At 53.0% G+C, this 21150-nt stretch carries 11 protein-coding genes and 1 tRNA gene; 7 read left to right on the plus strand and 5 right to left on the minus strand.

Annotated features, from left to right (window positions below; genetic code table 11):
• Positions 1–12 precede the first annotated feature (12 nt).
• From BUB30_RS35555 to BUB30_RS03605, 4 genes are all read left to right on the plus strand, one after another.
• Entirely contained in the window at positions 13–3396 is a 3384-nt protein-coding gene (locus BUB30_RS35555) for a DUF1080 domain-containing protein (RefSeq protein WP_073131127.1), read from the plus strand.
• A gap of 17 nt (positions 3397–3413) precedes the next feature.
• On the plus strand, positions 3414–4523 hold the full coding sequence (locus tag BUB30_RS03595; protein WP_073131128.1) for an acyltransferase family protein: 1110 nt from the start codon (positions 3414–3416) through the stop codon (positions 4521–4523).
• 334 nt (positions 4524–4857) lie between these two features.
• A complete protein-coding gene (locus tag BUB30_RS03600) occupies positions 4858–7731 on the plus strand; it encodes a carboxypeptidase-like regulatory domain-containing protein (RefSeq protein WP_084137883.1) in 2874 nt (957 codons plus the stop codon).
• A 3-nt stretch (positions 7732–7734) separates the two neighbouring features.
• Positions 7735–12348 (plus strand): MG2 domain-containing protein, encoded by a 4614-nt coding sequence (locus tag BUB30_RS03605; protein ID WP_073131131.1) that lies wholly within the window; start codon positions 7735–7737, stop codon positions 12346–12348.
• Between the two features lie 126 nt (positions 12349–12474).
• Here BUB30_RS03605 and BUB30_RS03610 read toward each other — a convergent pair whose 3' ends face one another.
• The 5 genes from BUB30_RS03610 to BUB30_RS03635 all read right to left on the minus strand — a co-directional run bounded on the left by BUB30_RS03610 (position 12475) and on the right by BUB30_RS03635 (position 17877).
• Entirely contained in the window at positions 12475–13728 is a 1254-nt protein-coding gene (locus BUB30_RS03610) for a M64 family metallopeptidase (protein ID WP_073131133.1), read from the minus strand.
• Between the two features lie 35 nt (positions 13729–13763).
• Complete coding sequence (locus tag BUB30_RS03615; RefSeq protein ID WP_073131135.1) at positions 13764–14426, minus strand: IPT/TIG domain-containing protein; 663 nt, start codon at positions 14424–14426, stop codon at positions 13764–13766.
• 253 nt (positions 14427–14679) lie between these two features.
• On the minus strand, positions 14680–15372 hold the full coding sequence (locus BUB30_RS03620) for a hypothetical protein (RefSeq protein WP_073131137.1): 693 nt from the start codon (positions 15370–15372) through the stop codon (positions 14680–14682).
• A gap of 2 nt (positions 15373–15374) precedes the next feature.
• Positions 15375–17216 (minus strand): YncE family protein, encoded by a 1842-nt coding sequence (locus BUB30_RS03625; RefSeq protein ID WP_143164748.1) that lies wholly within the window; start codon positions 17214–17216, stop codon positions 15375–15377.
• A 589-nt stretch (positions 17217–17805) separates the two neighbouring features.
• Positions 17806–17877 (minus strand) — tRNA-Glu (locus tag BUB30_RS03635).
• A gap of 205 nt (positions 17878–18082) precedes the next feature.
• On the opposite strand from BUB30_RS03635, the gene gap reads away from it, so the two are divergent.
• The 3 genes from gap to BUB30_RS03650 all read left to right on the plus strand — a co-directional run bounded on the left by gap (position 18083) and on the right by BUB30_RS03650 (position 21063).
• Positions 18083–19081, plus strand: coding sequence for a type I glyceraldehyde-3-phosphate dehydrogenase (gap, locus tag BUB30_RS03640; protein ID WP_073131143.1), 999 nt, complete (start codon positions 18083–18085; stop codon positions 19079–19081).
• A gap of 159 nt (positions 19082–19240) precedes the next feature.
• Positions 19241–20422 (plus strand): DnaJ domain-containing protein, encoded by a 1182-nt coding sequence (locus BUB30_RS35870; RefSeq protein WP_073131144.1) that lies wholly within the window; start codon positions 19241–19243, stop codon positions 20420–20422.
• Positions 20423–20634: 212 nt separating this feature from the next.
• A complete protein-coding gene (locus BUB30_RS03650) occupies positions 20635–21063 on the plus strand; it encodes a hypothetical protein (protein ID WP_143164749.1) in 429 nt (142 codons plus the stop codon).
• Positions 21064–21150 lie beyond the last annotated feature (87 nt).

The raw sequence follows: 21150 nt of genomic DNA on the forward strand, positions 1-21150 counted from the left end.
CCTATCGAAAAAATGAAACCAACTACCTTCATACGCATCGCCCTGTTCCTGTCCCTGCTCATTCCCCAAGTGCTTTGGGCCCAGGACCAGCGTTTGATGAAAACAAAAGTAGCGGACGTACTGGCCCTGCTGCCCGCCACCGACAATCCCCAGGCCCTCCGCCTCTACAAGGAAATCATAGGCTTTGGCGACCCCGGCATCGCGGCCCTCACCGAAGGGGTTCAGCCCAATGGCAACGCCGCGGGCATACCCTATCGCTATGGCGTGTCCCTCCTCACCCACTATGCCACCTCCAAAGAGGACAAGGCACAAATTGAACGCGCCTACCTGGCAGCGCTGGGAAAGACTAGCGACGTGGAAGTGAAAGCCTATTTCATTGACAACCTGAAGCTGATCGGCTCCAATGCCGCTGTGACTGTGCTGGCGCCCTACATCTCCGACAAAGACCTCTTCAACCAGGCGGTCTCCGCTTTGGTTTCTATCGACACGGACGATGCGCGGAAGGCCATTGCCAACGCCGTGGCTAGTCAGCCGGCAGAGACGCAGATAAAACTGATCAAGTCCCTCGGCACCTTTAAGTATAAACCTGCCCTGTCATCCATCACTACGCTGGCCGCCAGCAATGATCCGCAGGTGAAGAAACAAGCATTGTGGGCCCTCGCCTTGCTGGCCGATGCCACGTCATCAAACCTCCTGCTGGCAGAAGCAAAAAAAGTGGGGTTCAAGAACGATCCTACCGAAGCCACCGTGGCGCTGGTAGAGTACCTACACCAAATCACGGTGAACGGGAACGCCACACTGGCAAAGGAGATCAGCAACACCATGTTGGAGAACACCCCGGCACCTGACCAACAACACTTCAGACTCGCCGCCTTGAAAGGCCTCACGTTGGCCGATCCCGATGGCTCCGTAAAGGTCCTCATCAAAGACCGCAGCCTGTTTGATAGCGAATATCAAAAAGAGGTACTGAAGGTCGCCGTACTTTCTGCCAATCGTCCCGAAGCCTTGAAGAGCTGGACAAAGGAATATAAAAAAGCAACGGGTGCGGCACAGGCCGATATCCTGGCGATGTTGTCGAAAGCAAATCGCAATGCAGGTTTTATCGAAAGCACCGTATTGCCCGCCCTTTCGTCCAAAGAACAGCAAACCCGCATGACAGCCGCGGCGGAGATTGCCGCGAGCAAAGACAAAAAGTATGTCGCCGCCCTGTTGGACTACTTGCTCCGTTCAACGGATGACACAGAACTCGCTGCAGCAAAAGCAGCGACGCTCCAATTGGCCGGCAAGGAAAACGGTGCACTGATCGCTCAGAAAATAGAAACCGCCCAACCGAAGAACAAAGTTGCCCTCGTTCAGATGTTGGGAGCCCGACGCGCCACCGATCAATTTGATGTGGTCGCCAAACTCACCGCCTCCAATGATGCCGCTGTGAAAAGCGCTGCGTTCGAGGCACTCCCCGCCGTTTCGGCTGGCAGCAACACGCCGGCATTGCTCACCATGCTCGCGGCAACCGAAAACGAGAATGAGATAAAGGCCATTCAGTCTGCGCTCGCTTCTGGCCTGGACACCAATTCCGTCGCCCTGTTGGACGCCGCCTACGCAAAAGAAAAAACCAAGTTGCTTCCCGTTCTTCCCTACGTAAAAGACAGCGGTGCCTTGGAAAAAGTCGTCGCGTCTTTCTATAAAGGCGAAGGAAAAGAAAAGGAAGTTGCCTTTGAAGCGCTCACCCACTGGCAGAACAACGATGCCGCCAGAACCTTGCTTGCCATTCGCAAAGACGAAAGCTTAAAGAAATATCACGCTGCCGCATTCGACGCGTTCATTTCACAAGTGGCCGCCTCTACCTGGCCCGACGATGAGAAGCTGCTCCTGCTGCGCGAGGTCATGCCCCTGGCCGCCAACAAGGACGAACAAAGCAACGTCATTGAAGCTGCCGGTCGCGTGAGAACATTTTTGTCGCTCATGTTCGTATCCCAATACATCGACGATGCCAACCTCAGCAGTGCGGCCAGCCGCTCGGCCATGCAGATTGCGCTGCCCACGTCCGATGCCAAACCCGGTCTCACCGGTGTTGAAGTACGCAACACCCTGCAACACATGTTGGACAAACTCACGGGCGCCGACAGTCAATACGAACGCATCGACATACGCACCTACATGGAAAAGATGCCTTACACAAAAGGATATGAGTCGATCTTCAATGGCAAGGATCTCTCCGGCTGGCAAGGCCTGGTAGAGAATCCGATCGCACGTTCTAAAATGACCAAGGAAGTGCTCGCCAAAAAACAGGCGGAAGCCAACGCCAAAGTGAAAAACAACTGGAGCGTGAAAGACGGCTGCATCTACTTCCAAGGCGACGGCGCCAACCTCTGCACCGCACGCCCCTATGGCGATTTTGAAATGCTCGTCGACTGGAAGATCTCCAAAAACGGCGACAGCGGAATCTATCTCCGCGGCTCTCCGCAAATACAGATCTGGGACCTGGCCCGCATCGACGTCGGCGCGCAGGTGGGTTCCGGTGGCCTGTACAACAATCAAAAGGAAAGAAGCACACCCCTTGTAGTGGCCGACAACCCGATTGGTGAATGGAACACGTTCCACATCAAAATGATCGGCGACCGCGTAACGGTGCACCTCAACGGCGTGCTGGTAGTCGACAATGTGGTCATGGAAAATTACTGGGATCGCACACTCCCCATCTTCGCCGAAGAAGCCATCGAACTGCAAGCGCACGGCACCGAACTGGCCTTCCGCAATCTCTATGTGAAAGAACTCAACTCGAAGCCGTATCAACTTACACCGGAAGAAAAAGCACAAGGCTATAACGTCCTCTTCAACGGCAAAGACCTCGACGGATGGGTGGGCAACAAAACGGATTATGTCGTGGAAGACAACACCATCGCCATCTATCCCACAAACGAAAGCCACGGCAACCTGAACACCGAAAAAGAATACAGCGACTTCATCTTCCGCTTTGAGTTCCAGCTCACTCCCGGCGCCAACAACGGACTGGGTATACACGCCCCGTTAGAAGGCGATGTGGCTTACGTTGGAAAAGAGATCCAGATCCTCGACAACACGGCACCGGTATATTCCAAACTGGAAGTTTACCAATATCACGGCTCCGTCTACGGCATAATACCGGCGAAGCGCGAGTTCCTGAAACCCCTGGGCGAATGGAACTATGAAGAAGTGCAGGTGAAAGGCGACAACATCAAAGTGACCCTCAACGGCACAGTGATCGTGGAAGGCGACGTGAAAAAAGCCTCCAAGAACGGTACCCTCGATCACAAGGACCATCCGGGCTTGAACAGCCACAAAGGTCACATTGCCTTTCTGGGCCACGGCACCGTCGTAAAATTCAAAAACATCCGGATCAAAGACCTCTCCAAATAAAAACCCGACCCCGTAGCATGGCTTCCATCACCCCAACCCAACGCCTGTATTCCCTCGACGCCCTCCGGGGCTTCGACATGTTCTGGATCATCGGCGGCGAAGAGATCTTTCACGCCCTTGCCAAGATCACCGGCTCACCGGCGATGGAAGCCATTGCTCATCAATTCACCCATCCCGATTGGCATGGGTTCAGAATCTATGACCTCATCTTCCCACTCTTCCTCTTCCTTGCCGGCGTAGCCACCCCCTACTCCATGGCCAAGGAACTGGAGAAGGGCAAGACGCGCGAGCAACTGTTGCTCAAGGTCATCAAACGAGGATTGATCCTCGTCGTGCTCGGCGTCATTCACAACAACGGGCTGGAACTTAAACCCATCGCCGAGATCCGTTTCGGCAGCGTGCTGGGACGCATCGGTCTCGCCTACATGTTTGCCAACATCATCTTCCTCTACACCAAACAACGCGGACAGATCATCTGGTTTTGGTCGCTGCTCATAGGCTACTGGCTGCTTCTGCTCTTCAACGCAGCCCCCGGATTTGCCGCCGGCGATCTCACCATGGAAGGAAACTTCGCCTCCTACCTCGACCGCCTCCTCATGCCCGGCCGCCTCTACAAAGGCATCCACGACCCCGAAGGCCTGGTCTCCACCATCCCCGCCATCAGTACGGCGCTGCTGGGGATCTTCACCGGCAATCTCTTAAAATACGGCACGCAAACCGCGACGCGAAAGGCACTCCAGATGCTGATCATGGGATTGGTTTCTCTCATTCTTGCGCAGGTCTGGAACCTGGTGTTCCCCATCAACAAGAATCTGTGGTCCAGCTCATTCGTGCTGCACGTCGGTGGATTGAGCCTGATCCTGCTGTCGCTCTTCTACTACATCATCGATGTGAAAGGAATAAAAAAATGGGCCTTCTTCTTCACCATCATCGGCATGAACTCCATCCTCATCTACATGTCAGGAGATTTCATTAACTGGGACTACACGACGAAGTCGATCTTTGGCTGGTTGCTACAACTCGCAGGAGAACCCTGGAACGCGCTGGTGTATGTGATCTGCTATCTCGCCATGGAGTGGGTATTCTTGTATTTCTTATATCGCAAGAATGTGTTCTTGAGGGTGTAACAGCCCTCATATTGAGAAACATCCCCCAACGACGTCATGTCCCAGGCACGCGCTACCTAAAAACGCACGCCAGAAATTCAAGACATCCCGAATTTCGAGCGCAATGAATCTGGATAGGCTTCGAACGAACTGAAACGAACCCCGGCAGACACCGAGGACCGAAGCCACATAGTCCGACCCAAACCAACCTAAACCAGCCCAAAAGCCCTCCTTACATCGCCGGTTTTGAAGCACCGTTTTGAAGCGCTCCTGCCCTTCAAAAAAAAATCAAGCGATCCTCTATGGAAAGCGCATCACCCCCGCATCCTAATGCTACCTGAACCAAAAAAGTAGCATGACGCGAATCTCTACATTCCGACTTTTAACATTTCTCTTCTTCCTAGGCTACGCCGGTCACGCAAACGCACAAATGCGCACCGTGTCCGGAAGGCTGCTCGATTCGGGTGACAATCCACTGCCCGGTGTCAATGTCGTCATCAAAGGAACCGATACGGGCACCACAACCGACGCCGAAGGATACTACACGATCGATGTACCGGTCGGCGCCACCCTGTTGTTTTCATTTGTCGGCATGCGAACCAGCGAAGTGGTCGTTACGGCCGACAATCTCAGCACCACCTCACCGCGCATTCCCCCGCAAAGGAAAACAACAGGCCCATCCTTTTCCCTTAAAGACTCCACCCAGACCCAGGAACCCGGCGTGGCCGTGCTCACCGATGAAACTCCATCCTATTCCAACCGTGGGTCTATCCCACCCGACCAGATCAAATCCATCCGGCTGACCGGAAAGAAATATTCGATCGCAACCTTCGAGCCACAAGGCACCAACGATGTAGCCAGCGGACGTTTTACGTTGTCCGTTGGCCTGGAGCGCGTGAACAAGCTCCCTTCCCTGCAAACCACCTTTGCACAGGGCCGGCCCGTAAATGGACAAACGACCTGGAGAGGTCCCGACCAGCAAGAGATCTTTAGCTGGGGACCATTGGTGCGAACCCTGGAGTTTGATGGCAGCAGCTACCCCTTCGATCGCCAGGGTCGTTTGGTCGCCGCCGGAACGGGGAATGGAAATGCCGCACAGGCCTATGATCCTTCCCGTATTTTTCGCACGGGCATGACCACGTCGGCCGAGCTTTTGCTGATGATCCCCGCATTAAAAAAAGGGATGCTTTCGCTGGACCTGGAGAACCGGACGCGATCGGGTGTGATCCCAAACACCGACTACAAACGTCAAAACATCTCGGTGGCGCTAAAACGTTTTCGCCTCACTTCGCACACCACGATCGACGGGATGCTCACCTATAATCATTCTGCCGGCACGCTGATGAATCGCGGCGCCAACCTGGCCACCATCGTAGGTTCGATCTATCGCACACCGGCAACGTTCGACAACACTAATGGACTTGGCCCATCAGCATTACACGCCCCCGAAGCTTACAAGCTTGCCGACGGAAGCCCCCGCACACATGCACCCGGCGCAGTCGACAATCCATATGGACTCCTCAGCACCTTGCCCGATCACGAACAACAAAACCGCTTCTTCTCCACCCTAACCCTGCAAAGCACCGTCATCCGCAAGGTCAAGCTCACGGGCAATGCCAGTTTTGAAAAGCAAGGGAACACGATCGTGCACGGATTTCCGGTCGACTATGCTGGCTACCCCTCCGGAAGACTTACCCACCGTGACGATGATGAGACCGTGGCCAAAGGCTTCGTGTCCCCGGAATACACGAGTCCTAACGAAGCGTTCAAGTTCTCGGCTTCGTATCAGCTCCACTATACGCAACGCACGCTCCACCGCGAAGACGGATTCGACTTCAACACTCCGGACCTGGACTTTGAAGAGGCCACCCGTAGCGCGCGGCTTCAACGATCGCTCTCGCGGACGGTGCATGAAACTTCGGTGGGTGGCCAATATCGCTTTGAAGACTTTTTGCTGATCAAGCTTTCGGAAAGGAACTACTTCTCCTCTACGGTCAACTCCAAACTTTACACCAATCTATTTCCGATGGCAGCGGTAAGTGCAAATCTGGCTTCGCGGTTGTATATGGACCCCATCGATAAGCTCGAGCCCTATTTCTCCGTTTCGCGCAGCTTGCATGAAGCGCCCTTGGTGTACAACAATTGGTCTTATCTGTCCACGCGACAGTCGCTGCAAACTTACAACCGGTTTTTCGAGTCCACCGAACTCTTCTTCCGGTCGGGGCTACTCCCGGAGACCGATCGAAAGCTGGAGACAGGGCTTTCGCTGATCATGTTCAATAACTTTAATTTTGACTTTGCCTATTTCAATAATCTCACCAGCAACTTCATCGCACCCCAGTGGGGACAGGGACAATTTTCGCTTCAGAATGTAGCCTCCATTCGAAACACGGGTACAACGGCATCCCTAAGCTACAACAGGTCGGTGTATTCGTCAGACAAACTGGGATGGGGTATCAATCTGCGATGGAGCTCGTATCGCACCGTAGCCGAGACCTTGAATACTCCGGATGCATTTGTTCCGCTGGCGGGCTTTGAATCTGTGGCTTCCGTGCTGGCGGCGGGCAAACCGGTTGGAGCGATCTATGGAACTACTTATTTGCGAAACGAAAACGGGCAACGGGTTATCGATAGCGATGGCTATCCCGTGATCGACCCTTCCCTCAAAATGATCGGCAATCCTATTCCCGACTGGGTGTCGAGCATGGGTGCACACGTGAACTGGCAGCGCATCACCGTTTCCATTTTGGTGGATTATAAAAAAGGCGGCGACGCGTGGAACGGTACCGCCCGCATGCTGGACTACCTGGGACGATCGGCCACCACCGCCGACCAGCGAAACATCAGCCAGTTTGTCTTCGAAGGCGTGGATGAGAATGGTCACACCAACACAAAACCCGTCGATTTTGCTAACCCGAATCAACCCGTGGAATCCAATCGCTGGGTGCGTCAGGGTTGGGCTGGCGTGGGCGAAGACTACATTCAAAAGACCTCCTGGCTTCGGTTGAATGAAGTAACCCTATCCTATTCCACTTTACGCTCGCGGACGCGCAGGTTCGTCAAGGAAATGAACTTTGCGCTGACGGCAAGAAACCTATTGTTGATCACCCCCTATAAAGGCGTTGATCCGTCGTCGACATTATTCGGCTATAGTACCGGCGCTGGCCTCGACCTTTTCAACACCCCGGCCACCCGCAGCTTCAGTGCTTTGATCACCTTAAAATTCTAACCTATGAAACGTCTTCTTTATATCGCCTTCACCCTGCTCGCCGGCATTATCCTACAGGCTTCCGACAGCGTTCCGTTTCTCGAAAAATTGAAAGCCACCCTGCAGCGCTTCAACGAACGCTATCCGGACGAAAAGGTGTATCTCCAATTTGACAAACCCTTCTATAAGCCGGGGGAAGACATTTGGTTCAATGCCTTTGTGCTGGAAGCCCGCCATAACACGCCAACCAAGATCAGCGATGTGGTGTATGTCGAACTGATCGATCCCCGCGGCAATGTGGCTTCGCGCCTGGATTTGTTTGTGAAGGACGGGACCACCCGGGGTGATTTCAAACTCACCGACAACGCATCCGGCGGACTGTATACCATCAAAGCCTATACGCAGTGGATGAAAAATGGTGGCGCTGAAAATGTCTTTCGCAAAAAGATCCAGGTCCAAACCGTGATCACCCCACGCCTGCTGCTAAAACTCGATTTCGAAAAAGAAGCCTATGGCCCCGGTGATGTGGTGAAGGCAAAGCTCACTGCAAAAAATCTTAAGAACGAAACTGTCGCCGCAACCCTAAAGTACACCGTCGCGCTTTCCGGCGAGCAAGTCTTTTCTTCGGAATTGAGGGCCAGCGAACAAGGTACGGCTACCCTTACCTTCACCCTGCCCACAGACCTAAAAACTTCCGACGGCTTGCTGCAAGCGATCGTCGCCGACAACGGTGTGGAAGAGTCCATTTCACGGGCCGTTCCCATCGTGCTGAATCACATCACACTGCAATTCTTCCCGGAAGGTGGTGATCTTCTCGATGGCATAACCAACACTGTGGCGTTTAAAGCCGTGAACGAATTTGGAAAAGGTGCCGATGTCGCCGGGGAGATCCGCGATGAGCACGACCGGTTTGTCTGCAGTTTTGAGAGCTATCACATGGGCATGGGGGCGTTTACCTTTCATCCGAAGTCCGGAAGGCGATATCACGCGGTACTGAAAACGCCGGCGGGTATTGTCGCAACAACACCGCTTCCAACAGCGCGGCCGGATGGTTTCGCACTGCATAAGGGTGCTCAGGATCAATCGGAGATCGCCTTTGAGATCACGGCTCCTCTCGCCACCACGGGCTACCTGGTGGGACAACTACAAGGCGAGATCTACCACGCCGAAAAGATCTCGTTTCAAAAAGGGAGCAACGCCATCCGGGTGAACACAAAATTGTTTCCTGCCGGCGTGGCCGTGTTCACGGTGTTTGATGCGCAGGGATTGGAGCAATGTGAGCGCCTGGCGTTCGTCAATCCCGACCGGCAATTGTCCTTGAAGCTGACGCCCGACAAGAAACAATATCAACCCCGCGAAAAAGTTTCCCTCCACATCGAAACGTCCGACGACAAAGGCCATCCTATTCCGGCAAAACTGTCGCTGGCCGTGGCCGATGATCAACTCATCTCACTGGCCAACGATAAGCAGGACAATATGCTCTCCTGGTTCCTGCTCTCCTCGGAGGTGAAAGGCGAAATTCAGGAGCCATCTTTCTATTTCAACAAAGAAGAACCAAAAGCCTCTCAGGCGTTGGACTACCTGCTGATGACACAAGGCTGGCGAAGATTCCACTGGCACGATCTGGCTACTGAAAAGACGCTTGCCTATACACCCGAAAAGGAAGGCCTCCTCTTTGGGCAAGTAGCCGATGAAAAGGGCCGGGGCATCGACGATGAAGTCACCCTGATAGAACTCAACAACAAACGACGCATCATCAAGGTCCGGGCCAAGGCTGACGGCAATTTCTTATTCAAAAATACCGATGCTACCACGCCGATGCTCTTGCTCACCAGCAGCACCAGCCACATCATCTTGCAGAAAGAAATTACAGGTGCCCGTGCATCTTACCAGCTCATCGGCAGCGATTCTGTTCTATACGAACCTACACGAAGCGAGACGGTGCAAGATAATCGTATGCCCGCCGTAGTACCGTCGCTTCAGGTTGGAAAAGGAATTGGGTTGGATCTTCGTATGCAGGAAGACGTGCAATCGCTGAATGAAGTGGTGGTGGTGGGATATGCTGCTTCCGAGCGAAGGGATCTTACCGGGTTCGTTTCCGTGATGCGGACAAACGACTGGGTTCCTTTCGTTCCGGCCGTAAACCTTGAAGCAGCACTGCTGTGCCGGGCTCCGGGTATTGCGATCACTCACCAAAATGGAAATACAGGGGCTTCGTCCAACATGCGATTGAGAGGCGTCGGTTCCTATTTGGCTGGGAACGAGCCCCTCTTTGTGATCGACGGCGTGCCGGTGTCCAACAGTCTCAACAGCAATTTCTCAACCAGTGGCCTGGTGAGTCCCGACGATGTGGAGAGCATCACCGTGCTCCTTTCGCCAGAGGCTTCTGCGCTTTATGGCAGCCGGGCATCGAACGGCGCGATCGTGATCAACACGCGCTCGCGGCTCTACTTCGGGAGTTATTCGCAGCGGAAACGCCGCGCGCGGTTTTCGCACGTGATGGTGCAACCCCGGGCCTTTACGGCCACGCGCGAATTCTATGCCCCCACCTATTCCAAGAGGGACCAGATTGAGGAGCGCCAGGATTTTCGCACCACCGTATATTGGAACCCTTCCATCGTAACGGACGAAAAAGGCGAGGCCACCGTTTCGTTTTACAACACCGATGCGGTGAGCAGTTTCCGCATCACGGCCGAAGGAATTTCCGGTCGCGGCTTATTGGGGCGAAAAGAAGAAACCTATTTCACCCAATTACCCTTTTCACTCGATGCCAAGTTGCCGGAATTTATCGGGTATGAGGACACGCTCAGAATTCAAGTGCGCATCAAAAATACCACCCCTAAAATATTGGCCGGAGAGCTAACCCTCGACCTACCCGATGAATTGATGACGTCAACACGAATGCTGCCCGTGAACGTTGGGGCCTCCACCACAGAGACGGTAGTCGTGACCCTTCTTCCAAAAGCCAAAACCGGGCGCTACCCCATCGCGATCCGCCTCACCAGCAACGGCAGACACGACGAGATCCGGCAGATCGTGCAGGTTCACCCGGTAGGTTTTCCGGTACAGCTTGACGTTGGTGCGAAGACATTGGATACGCTGGTCCATTTTTCTGTTCACGATATAGAACAAGGGTCACTCCAGGCAAAATTCGCCGCTTTCCCCGACGTGATCAGCGATCTCTTTCACGGCGCCGAATCCATTTTGATGGAACCGCACGGTTGCTTTGAGCAGGTGTCGTCGAGCACCTTTCCCAATATCCTTGCCCTGCAGTTTATGCGGGAGTCGGGGACGATCGATCCGGCAGTGAACACGCGCGCGTTGGATCTGATAAAAGACGGATACAAACAACTCGCGGCCTACGAAATTGCCGGCGGCGGCTTTGAGTGGTTTGGCCACCCACCGGCACACGAGGCGCTATCGGCATATGGCCTTGTTGAATTTTATGAGATGAAAAAAGTGTACCCCCAAGTGGACGACGCGATGCTGAAACGCACCCGCGACTGGCTGTTGTCCCGCCGCGATAGCCACGGCGGGTTCAAACAAAACCGGGGCAAGTATGGATTTTCCGCCGCTCCTGCGGCAGTGAACAATGCCTACATCATGTATGCGCTCGCCCTTACCGGCTCTACCGACATTCAGAAGGAATATGAAACCGCGCGCGACGAGGCTTGGAAAAGTAAAGATCCCTATCGCATGGCGCTCATCGCCAATGCAGCCTTCACGCTGGGAGCGTTGGATGATTATCACCGCTTTGTGAACTACTTCCTGGAAGTGGCGCATACACGCGGTCTAGCTTCTCTTTCTCCAAACTGTTCCATTACGTATAGCTGGGGAGAATCACTCTTACAGGAGACCCTGGGTTTCTGGGTGCAGGCGCTGGCCCGGGAAGGCTATGCGCACCATAGTATGATGGCAGCCTGTATTCAAAACATTCTTCAACATCGCAGCTACGGCGGCTTCGGCTCAACCCAAGCCACCACCGTATGCCTACAGGCCCTCACCGCGTATGCCCGCGTAATGCGCACCCCACAAGAAGGCGGTGAGATCCAACTGACGGTAAACAACCAACCCGGCGGCCTCCTGACCTATCAAAAGGGCACACAGGAGAAACTCACGCTTAATCATTTCGCGGATAACCTGACCGGCGATGGCCCACAATCCATCCGCGTTGCCTTTGCCAAGACCAAACACCCAATCCCGTTTCACCTTCAATTACAATGGAGCTCGAAAACGCCCATGTCCAGCGACCTGTGCAAAATAAGCATCAAGACCTCCCTGCTTCAAACGGCCGTGCGCGTGAATGAGACCGTGCGAATGAATGTGACGCTAACCAACAAAACACACGACGGCCTTCCCATGACCATGGCGGTGGTGGGCATCCCCGGCGGCCTCAGTGCACAACCCTGGCAGTTGAAAGCACTACAAGAAAAAGGTGTGTTTGACTTTTATGAGATCATCGGAGACCGCATCGCATTTTACTACCGGGAACTGGGGCCATCGGCTGTTCACTCCATTGCACTTGATCTGAAAGCCGAAGTGGCAGGACACTACACCGGCGCCGCCAACTCAGCGTATCTCTACTACAATAATGAATGGAAAGACTGGAGCAAAGGATTGACGATTGCTATACGCTGATGCTGGATTGGACTGGACCGAACTGTCTCATAAAAAGAAGTTGAAGCGGCTGCTTCAACTTCTTGCTGTAACCTTTCAAATTTTATGCCTTTAGTCAGTCCGAAGGATAATGGTCTATCTTAAATCCTATAGCGCCACAGCCTGCCCGTTGCGAGTGATGGCGACATCAATCGGTGCAGCTTCTTTCAAACTGGTGGTGGGGGTTATTTGTAAGAAGTAGGCATCCTTGGTGTTCTCCTCGAAGCTGATGGCGGCACCGCGATCGGTGTCGCGCACCTCGGCACGAACCTCCTTGCCATCGGCAGTCAGGACTTGCACTTTATAATTCTTACTATTCACCGACAGGACGATCTCCACTTGTCGTCGCGGGTCGATGTCGAGCGGACAGAAGCAGCATTCAGGAATGCGGAAGATTTTTGCTTTGTAAACGTAGAGGCGTTTTCGAATCTTCGTAAGCGCGCAAGCCAGGCTATTCGGATCGCGTTCGCAGGCCGTGCATTTGGGTTGAAGGATGCCATTGAGGGCGTCGTTGCACACAGCGCAAAGCTCAAAATTCAGAGCCCTCATCAGGCAATTGGCTTGCGGACGATAGATGCCCGTTGGCGAATAGCCACCACCCGCCCATGCGCCCACTACACCCGGAGGAGTGTCGACCGTAGTCGGAAGCGGTGTAGTGGCAGCCACAAAACTTCCCCATTTGAGGGTGGCGCGATTGGTATTGATGGTGAGGTTCACCTGCCAGGGCTCCGGACCAGCATAGGCCGGTTCGACACGACCGTCGCAGAAGTAACAAGTGTATTCATCGGCGAGATGACCAACGAAGTGACCCAGTTCGTGCACGATCACCTCCTGCATGCTGGTGTTTAGCGAAGTGTATACAATGTCTCCGGCGGCACCACCGTATTGCGCGTCGTTCACCAGCACATAGATGGCATCAAAGGCAGGCGCGTAGTTAGCGGCTTCCGTAACGCGTGCCGGTGTGGTGGAGTAAATAACGCGCTCGGGCGCACCCACATTGTCGCCAAACGTGCAGTTGAGTTCTGTGTTCTTGGACACGCCGGTGAGGGGATGATCGATGCCCGCCTCGGCCGAAATAACATTGACACGCCACACGTTAAAAGAACAAATTTGGGTTGAATACGGCACTTTGTGCCGAAGCGCATCCACCGCCGAAAGAACGGCATTGTTAAACTTATCCTGGTCGGCTGCCGACGAGGTGAAGCCGTCGCCCACAAATACGATATCATATTTCCGCGTGGTGGAACCGTTCACCAACACCGCCGTAGCATGCGTGCCGTCGGCGTTGGTCTGTACATTGACCGTGGCGTATGCTTGGACCATGCACAGCAAGCTGACGCAAAGAAGAAAGAGGGTTTTCATAAGATTCTGCTTTTTAGGTGATTGAAAATAACGTGCTACTTAGCGGGAATGGCCAGCTCGGTCATCAGTGTGGCCTTGCCCTTGGTAGCCGGGGTGATCGCCGACACACGTACCTTGGCCAGATCGGTGAGCACAGGAATGTTGACGCTGAACGGCACTTCATCTTTGCGTTCCACCATACTGAAGCCCTTGCCGTCGGGCGACGGCACCTCCAGCACGCCGGGATGATCCATATAGACAAGGGCAATAACCTCACCCTTCGTGTTGAGAAATTCCACCAACAACTTGTTCATCGTGTGGCTCTTGTCGCGAACAAAATCTTCGCGGCTTGGCTGTCGCTCCGTATACGTCACGGCGTTGCCTTTCAACGTAAACCACAAACGCTCCGCATCCGGTGCCTGCACCTCGAAGGTGGCGCTGACGGACTTGCCCCCGACGTCTACGCTGATCGCTGTGGATTGTGGCGCTACCGCCGGAACGATAATCGAGACGATGGTGTCGGAAGCGCTTATCACAACAGCACTTTCCCCGGCAATTTTTACGGTGGGCGTTTTCGGAAAGACACCATTTGCCACGCGCAACGTAACCATGTCGCCTGGACTGCTACTGGGGGTATCCAGGGTGATGGTTGGAGACTTGTTGCATGCCACAGCCAGTATGGCCAGCATCAACAGGAAGAGGATGGATTTGGGTTTCATATCGAGAGAGGGTTTATAAGTATTCAACACATCACTACCCGGTACGGGAATACTTTCGATACGATTCCAAGCATAGCCGGAAGACGGGAGCCAAAACTTTTTCGGGGTTCCTAGAGTCTGACGATACGAATATAGAGAAACGGCTGTGCTTTGTAAATACCCATTTTCATGTGAGAGGATGTCGTGAGCGGTGCGAAGTCCATCACCTCACAACAAACTGGCGTTTCAAATTCAACTGCATTACTGGCGGAGATCAGTCTCTTTTCCGAAGCCAAAATGCCGTCCCGATAGCCACGCGCACACCGCTCCAGTTTACGTGAATAGCTTCATTATTACTATTCTCAAGATAAATGTTGTCGTCATATTTGGTTTTGCCATTGACATTTATCTCGTAACCCGCTTGTGCAAAAAAGGTGAAGCGCTTCACATCGTGCTCCCACTCAACGCCAGGTTCGAAAGTGGCACCCACGGCATCGAAGCTGTAGCCGTTCCCATACGAATGACCGGTGGAGAAGTTGGTTTCTGACTTGATATCCAAAAACGTTTTGCAGACTCCTAACTTGCCATATAAGTGTAGGTGATGCCCTAGATCCCGCATGAATTTTACACCGAGGGCGACGCGCTTTAGTTGTTGTGTGGCCGCCATCGCACCGGAATAGTCGGCGTACGCAATTCTCCCTTCTGTCATCGCGTAATTAACAAAACCACCCAGCGTGATTTTACGCAGCCGAATTTCGTATCCCAATTCGCCTTGAAGCGAAGCGGAAAAACTGGTCACCGATTTTACAGGAATACCCTCGCGGATGTATCCGTCGCGGATGTCCCGCTGCAGTGCCTTCATGTCGCCCATCTGGTAGGTGCCGGCAATAACCGATCCATAAAGACGCGACTGGGCTGTTGACCAAAAAGACAGGCAAAGCAAGAAAAATAACACCAGGGATTTCATGATCAGTGAAGCTTTAAGGCGAAGCCGGTTTGAAGCGAAGTGAAAAGGTAATTCCCTTCCGCATAGTATTTGGGGTAGGCATACCTGCGCCGAATGGGCACCGACCGGATGGACCCGTCCCGAATGCTCAGCAGTTCGAAGGACGTTTTGGCGCTGGTGTATTCCAGCGTGTGTTCGTTGAAGCCTGGTTCTTCATTTTGCCCCGTAGAATAAGCATACCGTGTCAGTTCGGTGTCGCCGGCATAGTCGTATACGATCACCTGCGCATCGGTACTGATCAAAAGCTTTTGCTCATGCGCGAGGAAATGAACATAGCGCACGTTCGCGTAGGGCAATGTCGATTTCAATGCGTAGGAACCGCCGTTGGCGTGATAGAGTTTAGCACCCGTTATAAAATATTGCCCGTCAGGCGAAATGTGTGCAGGGCCGGCCGATGGAACGCTGGCTACGTCCTGCCCGGTGGCAAAGTCCAGGATGTTTACATTGGCGTTCGAGCCGTTGGTCGTGTAGACAAAGAGGTTGTTGTTGCTCGCCGCCATGCCATCGAGCTGGAAACCACCGGCGGGTCCACCGTACTTCGGAAAAGTAAGGTTGCTTTGATCGATTTCTGTGATCAGGTACTCCCGGACAGCATACAGGTGGATCCCATCGGGCGACTGCATGAGGCGGGCATCGTCGTCGTAGTACGCGCTATAGGCTGTCGTGCTGTCGATGATGTTAAGATCCTTGTCCAACTTGTAGATTCCATCGGGAAAATCATTGTGGTAAAATTGCAAATTCACAAAGTAATAAACATCGTTAGCCTCGTTGTATACTACGTCTTTAAACGTGGGCACGGGAGCTCCCACGGTGAGTTGGGTAGTGATGGAAATTTTATCTTCCGGGATTTTACCGGGATCTTCTACATCGGCATACAACACCAGCGAATAATCAGCAACTTCTCCAAAAACGGGGGCAGTTTCACCCAGGTCGATGGAGAGTTTGTCCTTGTCAATGTTTGCCGCCAGTTGCTCGGTTCCCCGCGACGCACTCATGAACTTGATGTTCTTATAGTACGGCGCCTGGTCCCACGATAATTGGAGACTATTGTTTTCGGCCGAAAGACGCATTCGCGGTTGGTATGGGAACTGGGAGAGTTGTTCGCCCGAGGGAAGAAATTTGCCACCCTGGTCGACAACCAATGTATAACCAATCCACCCCCCCACATACGTGTGGTCTTCGAGAGTGGTTTGATTTTGGTCGGTCACGGTCAGTTCACGATAGGGGCTGAAGAGATCAGCACGGCCATCGGCTTTTCGGATCTTGTAAGCCTGGAAATCTCCATAGGGATATTTGTTCCAGCTTAGCTTAATGGTTCCATCCGCTTGCCTGATGCTGGTGATTTGGGGTTGAAAATTCTTCTTTCCAATCATCAGCACATAATGGTAACTATGTTTAAACGTTTCTAGGCCGGACTGATCCGCCAGGCTCGTGGTGCCCGACCCTACCGTAGCGGTGATCTCAAGCGCATGTGGCCCGCCCGCCAGGTTATCCGAGGTGATCGGCCGGCTACTTCCGTCATAGGGCGAAGAAATGCCGTCGATGCGTATTTCAAAACTCTTGACTTTGCCGTTGCTGAACTTGATGTAAAGATATTCGTGGTCCGTGAGCCAGAGCGTATCGACCAGCGGATAATAAGCACCGGCATAAAACGAATAAAGTATGTCGCCGATATTTTCCTCGTGAGGCGTCGGATCGACCTGAACGAAATTATCGTCGCCACGGTCGAACATACAAGCCGACAGGCAAAGCAACAGCAGCCACGACAGGGTCCATGGTCTGCGGAAAGAATAGAATGGTTTCATTTCAGATAGGTAATCATGTCTCGGGTAACGATCTCTTCAATCGGGAGAGTCCGCCGGCTTTGCAAAGTTTCGTTAACATAAAAATTTTGATTTTCGAAAATACAAAAAAATGCGTAACCGCAAGATCATTTTTCCCAAGCATTCAGCGATATCGCTTTACGGCGAAAGGCAATCCGATATTTTTTTTTCAGAAGCAAATTGAGCGATCACGGATGGGATACATGCAAACCGTTTGATTGACCCCTGTTACCAAACAAAAAGACCCTCAACAACGAGAGGCTTATATGAAAGGTCTTGTTTTGTGCCAGGGCCGATTCATTGCCTTCAAAAAATTCATTCCTCAATGCGGTCTCTGCACTTTTGAATGCCGCGTTCAGAAATTCCAATCCACTCCGAAATCCTCCTAAATAAGGTGGCACGGTGGGACCCATTTCATACCACGCATCCGTTGACACCTCCCGTTAAATTCAATGATCGTCATGCGGGCATTTCCATTATCTTAAATTGAATATCAACAACAGGCGTTGGAGCTCAAAAAAGTAAAAACATAAAAAAGCCCGAACTCAATCGAGTTCGGGCTTTATAATTGTAGTCCGTACGGGAATCGAACCCGTGTTACCAGAATGAAAATCTGGTGTCCTAACCCCTAGACGAACGGACCGTTTGGGTTTTGTGTTCTGAGTGTGAATTGACCTCTCGGTCTGTGTGTTTCTCCCGGCGTTGCCGTTAAGAGGGTGCAAATATAGATTGACGATGTTGATTTGCAAACCTGTGCGATAAAATTTTTCTAAAACCGTATTTTATTTCGTTGGTTTTAGTGTTCAGGTAATTTATTTTTGATCTCGAAATTTAAACCAGACAATAAAATGACTAAAGTAGGAATTAACGGATTCGGGCGCATTGGCCGCCTCGCGTTCAGGGCAGCCGTCAATCGCAAGGACATTGAGATCGTTGGCATCAATGACATTGTGGATCCGGAGTACATGGCGTACATGCTGAAGTATGACTCCACGCATGGCAAATTCGACGGTACCGTAGAAGTAAAAGACGGTAACCTGATCGTGAACGGAAAGAAGATCCGTGTGACGGCAGAGAAAGATCCCGCCAACCTCAAATGGTCTGAAGTAGGCGCCGAAATCGTTATAGAATCCACTGGATTGTTCCTCACCCAGGCCGACGGCCAAAAACACATCACCGCCGGCGCCAAGAAAGTTGTTTTCTCAGCTCCTGCAAAAGATGACACCCCCACCTTCGTGATGGGTGTAAACCACAAGAAACTTACCGCCCAGCATACCATTGTTTCCAATGCTTCCTGCACGACCAACTGTCTGGCCCCCATTGCAAAAGTATTGAACGACAAGTTCGGTATCGCCGAAGGCCTCATGACCACCGTACACGCCGTGACGGCTACCCAAAAGACCGTCGACAGCCCTTCTATGAAAGACTGGAGAGGTGGCCGCGGTGCATACCAAAACATTATCCCCTCCTCTACCGGCGCAGCCAAGGCAGTATCCCTGGTGATCCCCGAACTGAAGGGCAAACTCACCGGCATGTCGTTCCGCGTTCCCGTGGCCGACGTATCGGTAGTCGACCTGGTCGTGAGACTGGATAAAGCCGCTTCTTACGAAGACATCAAAAAGGCAATGAAAGACGCCTCCGAAGGCGAACTGAAAGGCATCCTCGGCTACACCGAAGACGATGTGGTATCGCAGGACTTCCTCGGCGACGCCCGCACCTCGATCTTCGACGCCAAAGCCGGTATCGCCCTGAACGATCGCTTTGTGAAAGTGGTATCGTGGTACGACAACGAGTGGGGTTATTCCAACAAACTGATCGACCTCGTTTCTGAACTTTCTAAAGTTTAAGACCGATTGTCAAATACAGGTAAAAGGCCGCCCCGAAAAAGGGTGGCCTTTTTCTTTGGCCATCGCACCATGGGCTCCGGTGGGATGGAAAATAAAGGAAGGCCCGGGTGAAGAATTTTTATCCTGAAATTCGTTTATAACAGGGAACGTCGACCTCTGGTGAACAACTACTACCAAATACTAGGACTCACCCAAGCCGCGGATGCCGCGCAAATCCGGGCTGCCTATAAGCGGCTGGCCATGACCTACCATCCCGACCACAACCCCGGCAGCCGCGTGGCCGAAGAGAAGTTCAAAGAGATCAACGAAGCCTATCACACGCTCTCCGACCCGCTGAAAAAATCGCGCTACGATGCGCTGCTGAACTACGCCTTCGACGAGCAGCAACGGGCGGATTACCGGCGCGAGGAAAACAAACGCAAATACTATCGGTGGCAACAAGCCCAGCGCAAGTACTACGTCATCGACAAGGAATATTTCAAGATCCAGGCCCTGGCCTTCCTGGTCTTCATCGTCATCGCCGGTTTCTGTTTTGCCTTGCTGCACACGGCAAACTACATGATGGAAGAGCGCCGCTACGAACACAACCTTGCCACCAGCCGGTCGCTCCGCCAGGTCGACACCCTGTTTGCCTCCGGCCGGTTCGATGATGCCTTCGCGCTCATCCAAACCCTGGGCGAACAAGATCCCCTGGAATACCGCTTCCGTTATGCCCAGGACAGCCTCATAACCGCCCTGAAAGTGATGGCCGACGAGCGATTTGCCAACCAGGAATTCTCCGACGCCGTAGCCCAATACCTGGTGCTGAAAAAGCACGAAGATCCCGTGCGGACCGAGACCCTCCGCCAAATTTCCATATGCGAATTCTACCTGGGGAACTACAAGGAGTCGCTGCTGGCCATGAAGCACCTCCACAACCAGGATCCCCGGAACCTGCAGTTGGTCTACGAGATCGGGTCGCTCTACCTGGAAAAGCTGGAAGACCCCAACGAGGCGCTGCACTATTTCACGCTGGGTAAGAAGTTGTTCAGCGAAAACCTCACCGAGGTCTATGGCCCTTCCTACCCCTTGACGATGGACCCCACGGAAGTGCCCGACATCTACTTTCATATCTTCCTGAACCGGGCCCGCACCAACATGGTGTTGAAGAACTATGAAGAAGCGATCCAGGACTGCGACCTGGCCATAACGCTGCGGCCCGGACTGGGCAATCCCTATGCCATCAGGGCCCTGGCGGCAGTGCAGCTAAAAGACTTCGACCGGGTGTGTACCGACCTGGCGCAGGCCCGGTCGTTGGGTGTTGCCGAGGCGGAAGTCCTCCGGCGTAAATACTGCCGGTAGCGGCCGGGGGGTTGGGCAAAGCCGTTGGTTTAGGTTGAGGAAGGGAACTGCTAAACGGAGAAATCGGGGCTTGGGACCGGGAAAAATGTCAACAATCCGGTGCCCGTCGTGTTCTATAATAAATAACTGTTATTTGAGTTTCATCCTGTATTTTTGCCGAAATTACTACAATGACACCGCGCGCGGAGTTTGAAAAAATGACCCCTTCCGTTATGAAGAACACCGAACACCTGGTTTCCGTCAAAAGAAGCTATTTTAATATCTTGGCGCTCTTCCTGGGCGATGAAAAGATCGAAACCCGGTTCCTGCGATGCCTCCTGAAGTGGGGCTTCCAACTGCACCTGAACCCCGAAGACCTCAAACAGGCCGACGTGGACATCTCCAACCTCAAGTTCAACTCCATCGGCGACAAAGTCGAAAAACTGGAGGCCATCTATCACCTGGTCTACATGATCTACCTCGACGAAGTGGTGGAAGACGTGGAGCTGGAAGTGGCCACCATCTATGCCGAAGAGCTGGGCTTCAAAGCCAACGTGGTGAGCGAGCTATTTAAGTCCATCGCCACCGAGCCCTACGACGAGTCGGGCGTGCGCAACGTGCGCCAGGAGGTCATGGATTTCCTGAAGGTGTACGAGGGGTAAACGACCTCCCTGCCTGGTTTTGGATGGATTTTGAACACCGTTCAGTTGAACGGCCGCTGCTTCTTTTACGAACCTTTAATGCTTATC

Source organism: Chryseolinea serpens, assembly GCF_900129725.1.
Classification (GTDB): Bacteria; Bacteroidota; Bacteroidia; order Cytophagales; family Cyclobacteriaceae; genus Chryseolinea; species Chryseolinea serpens.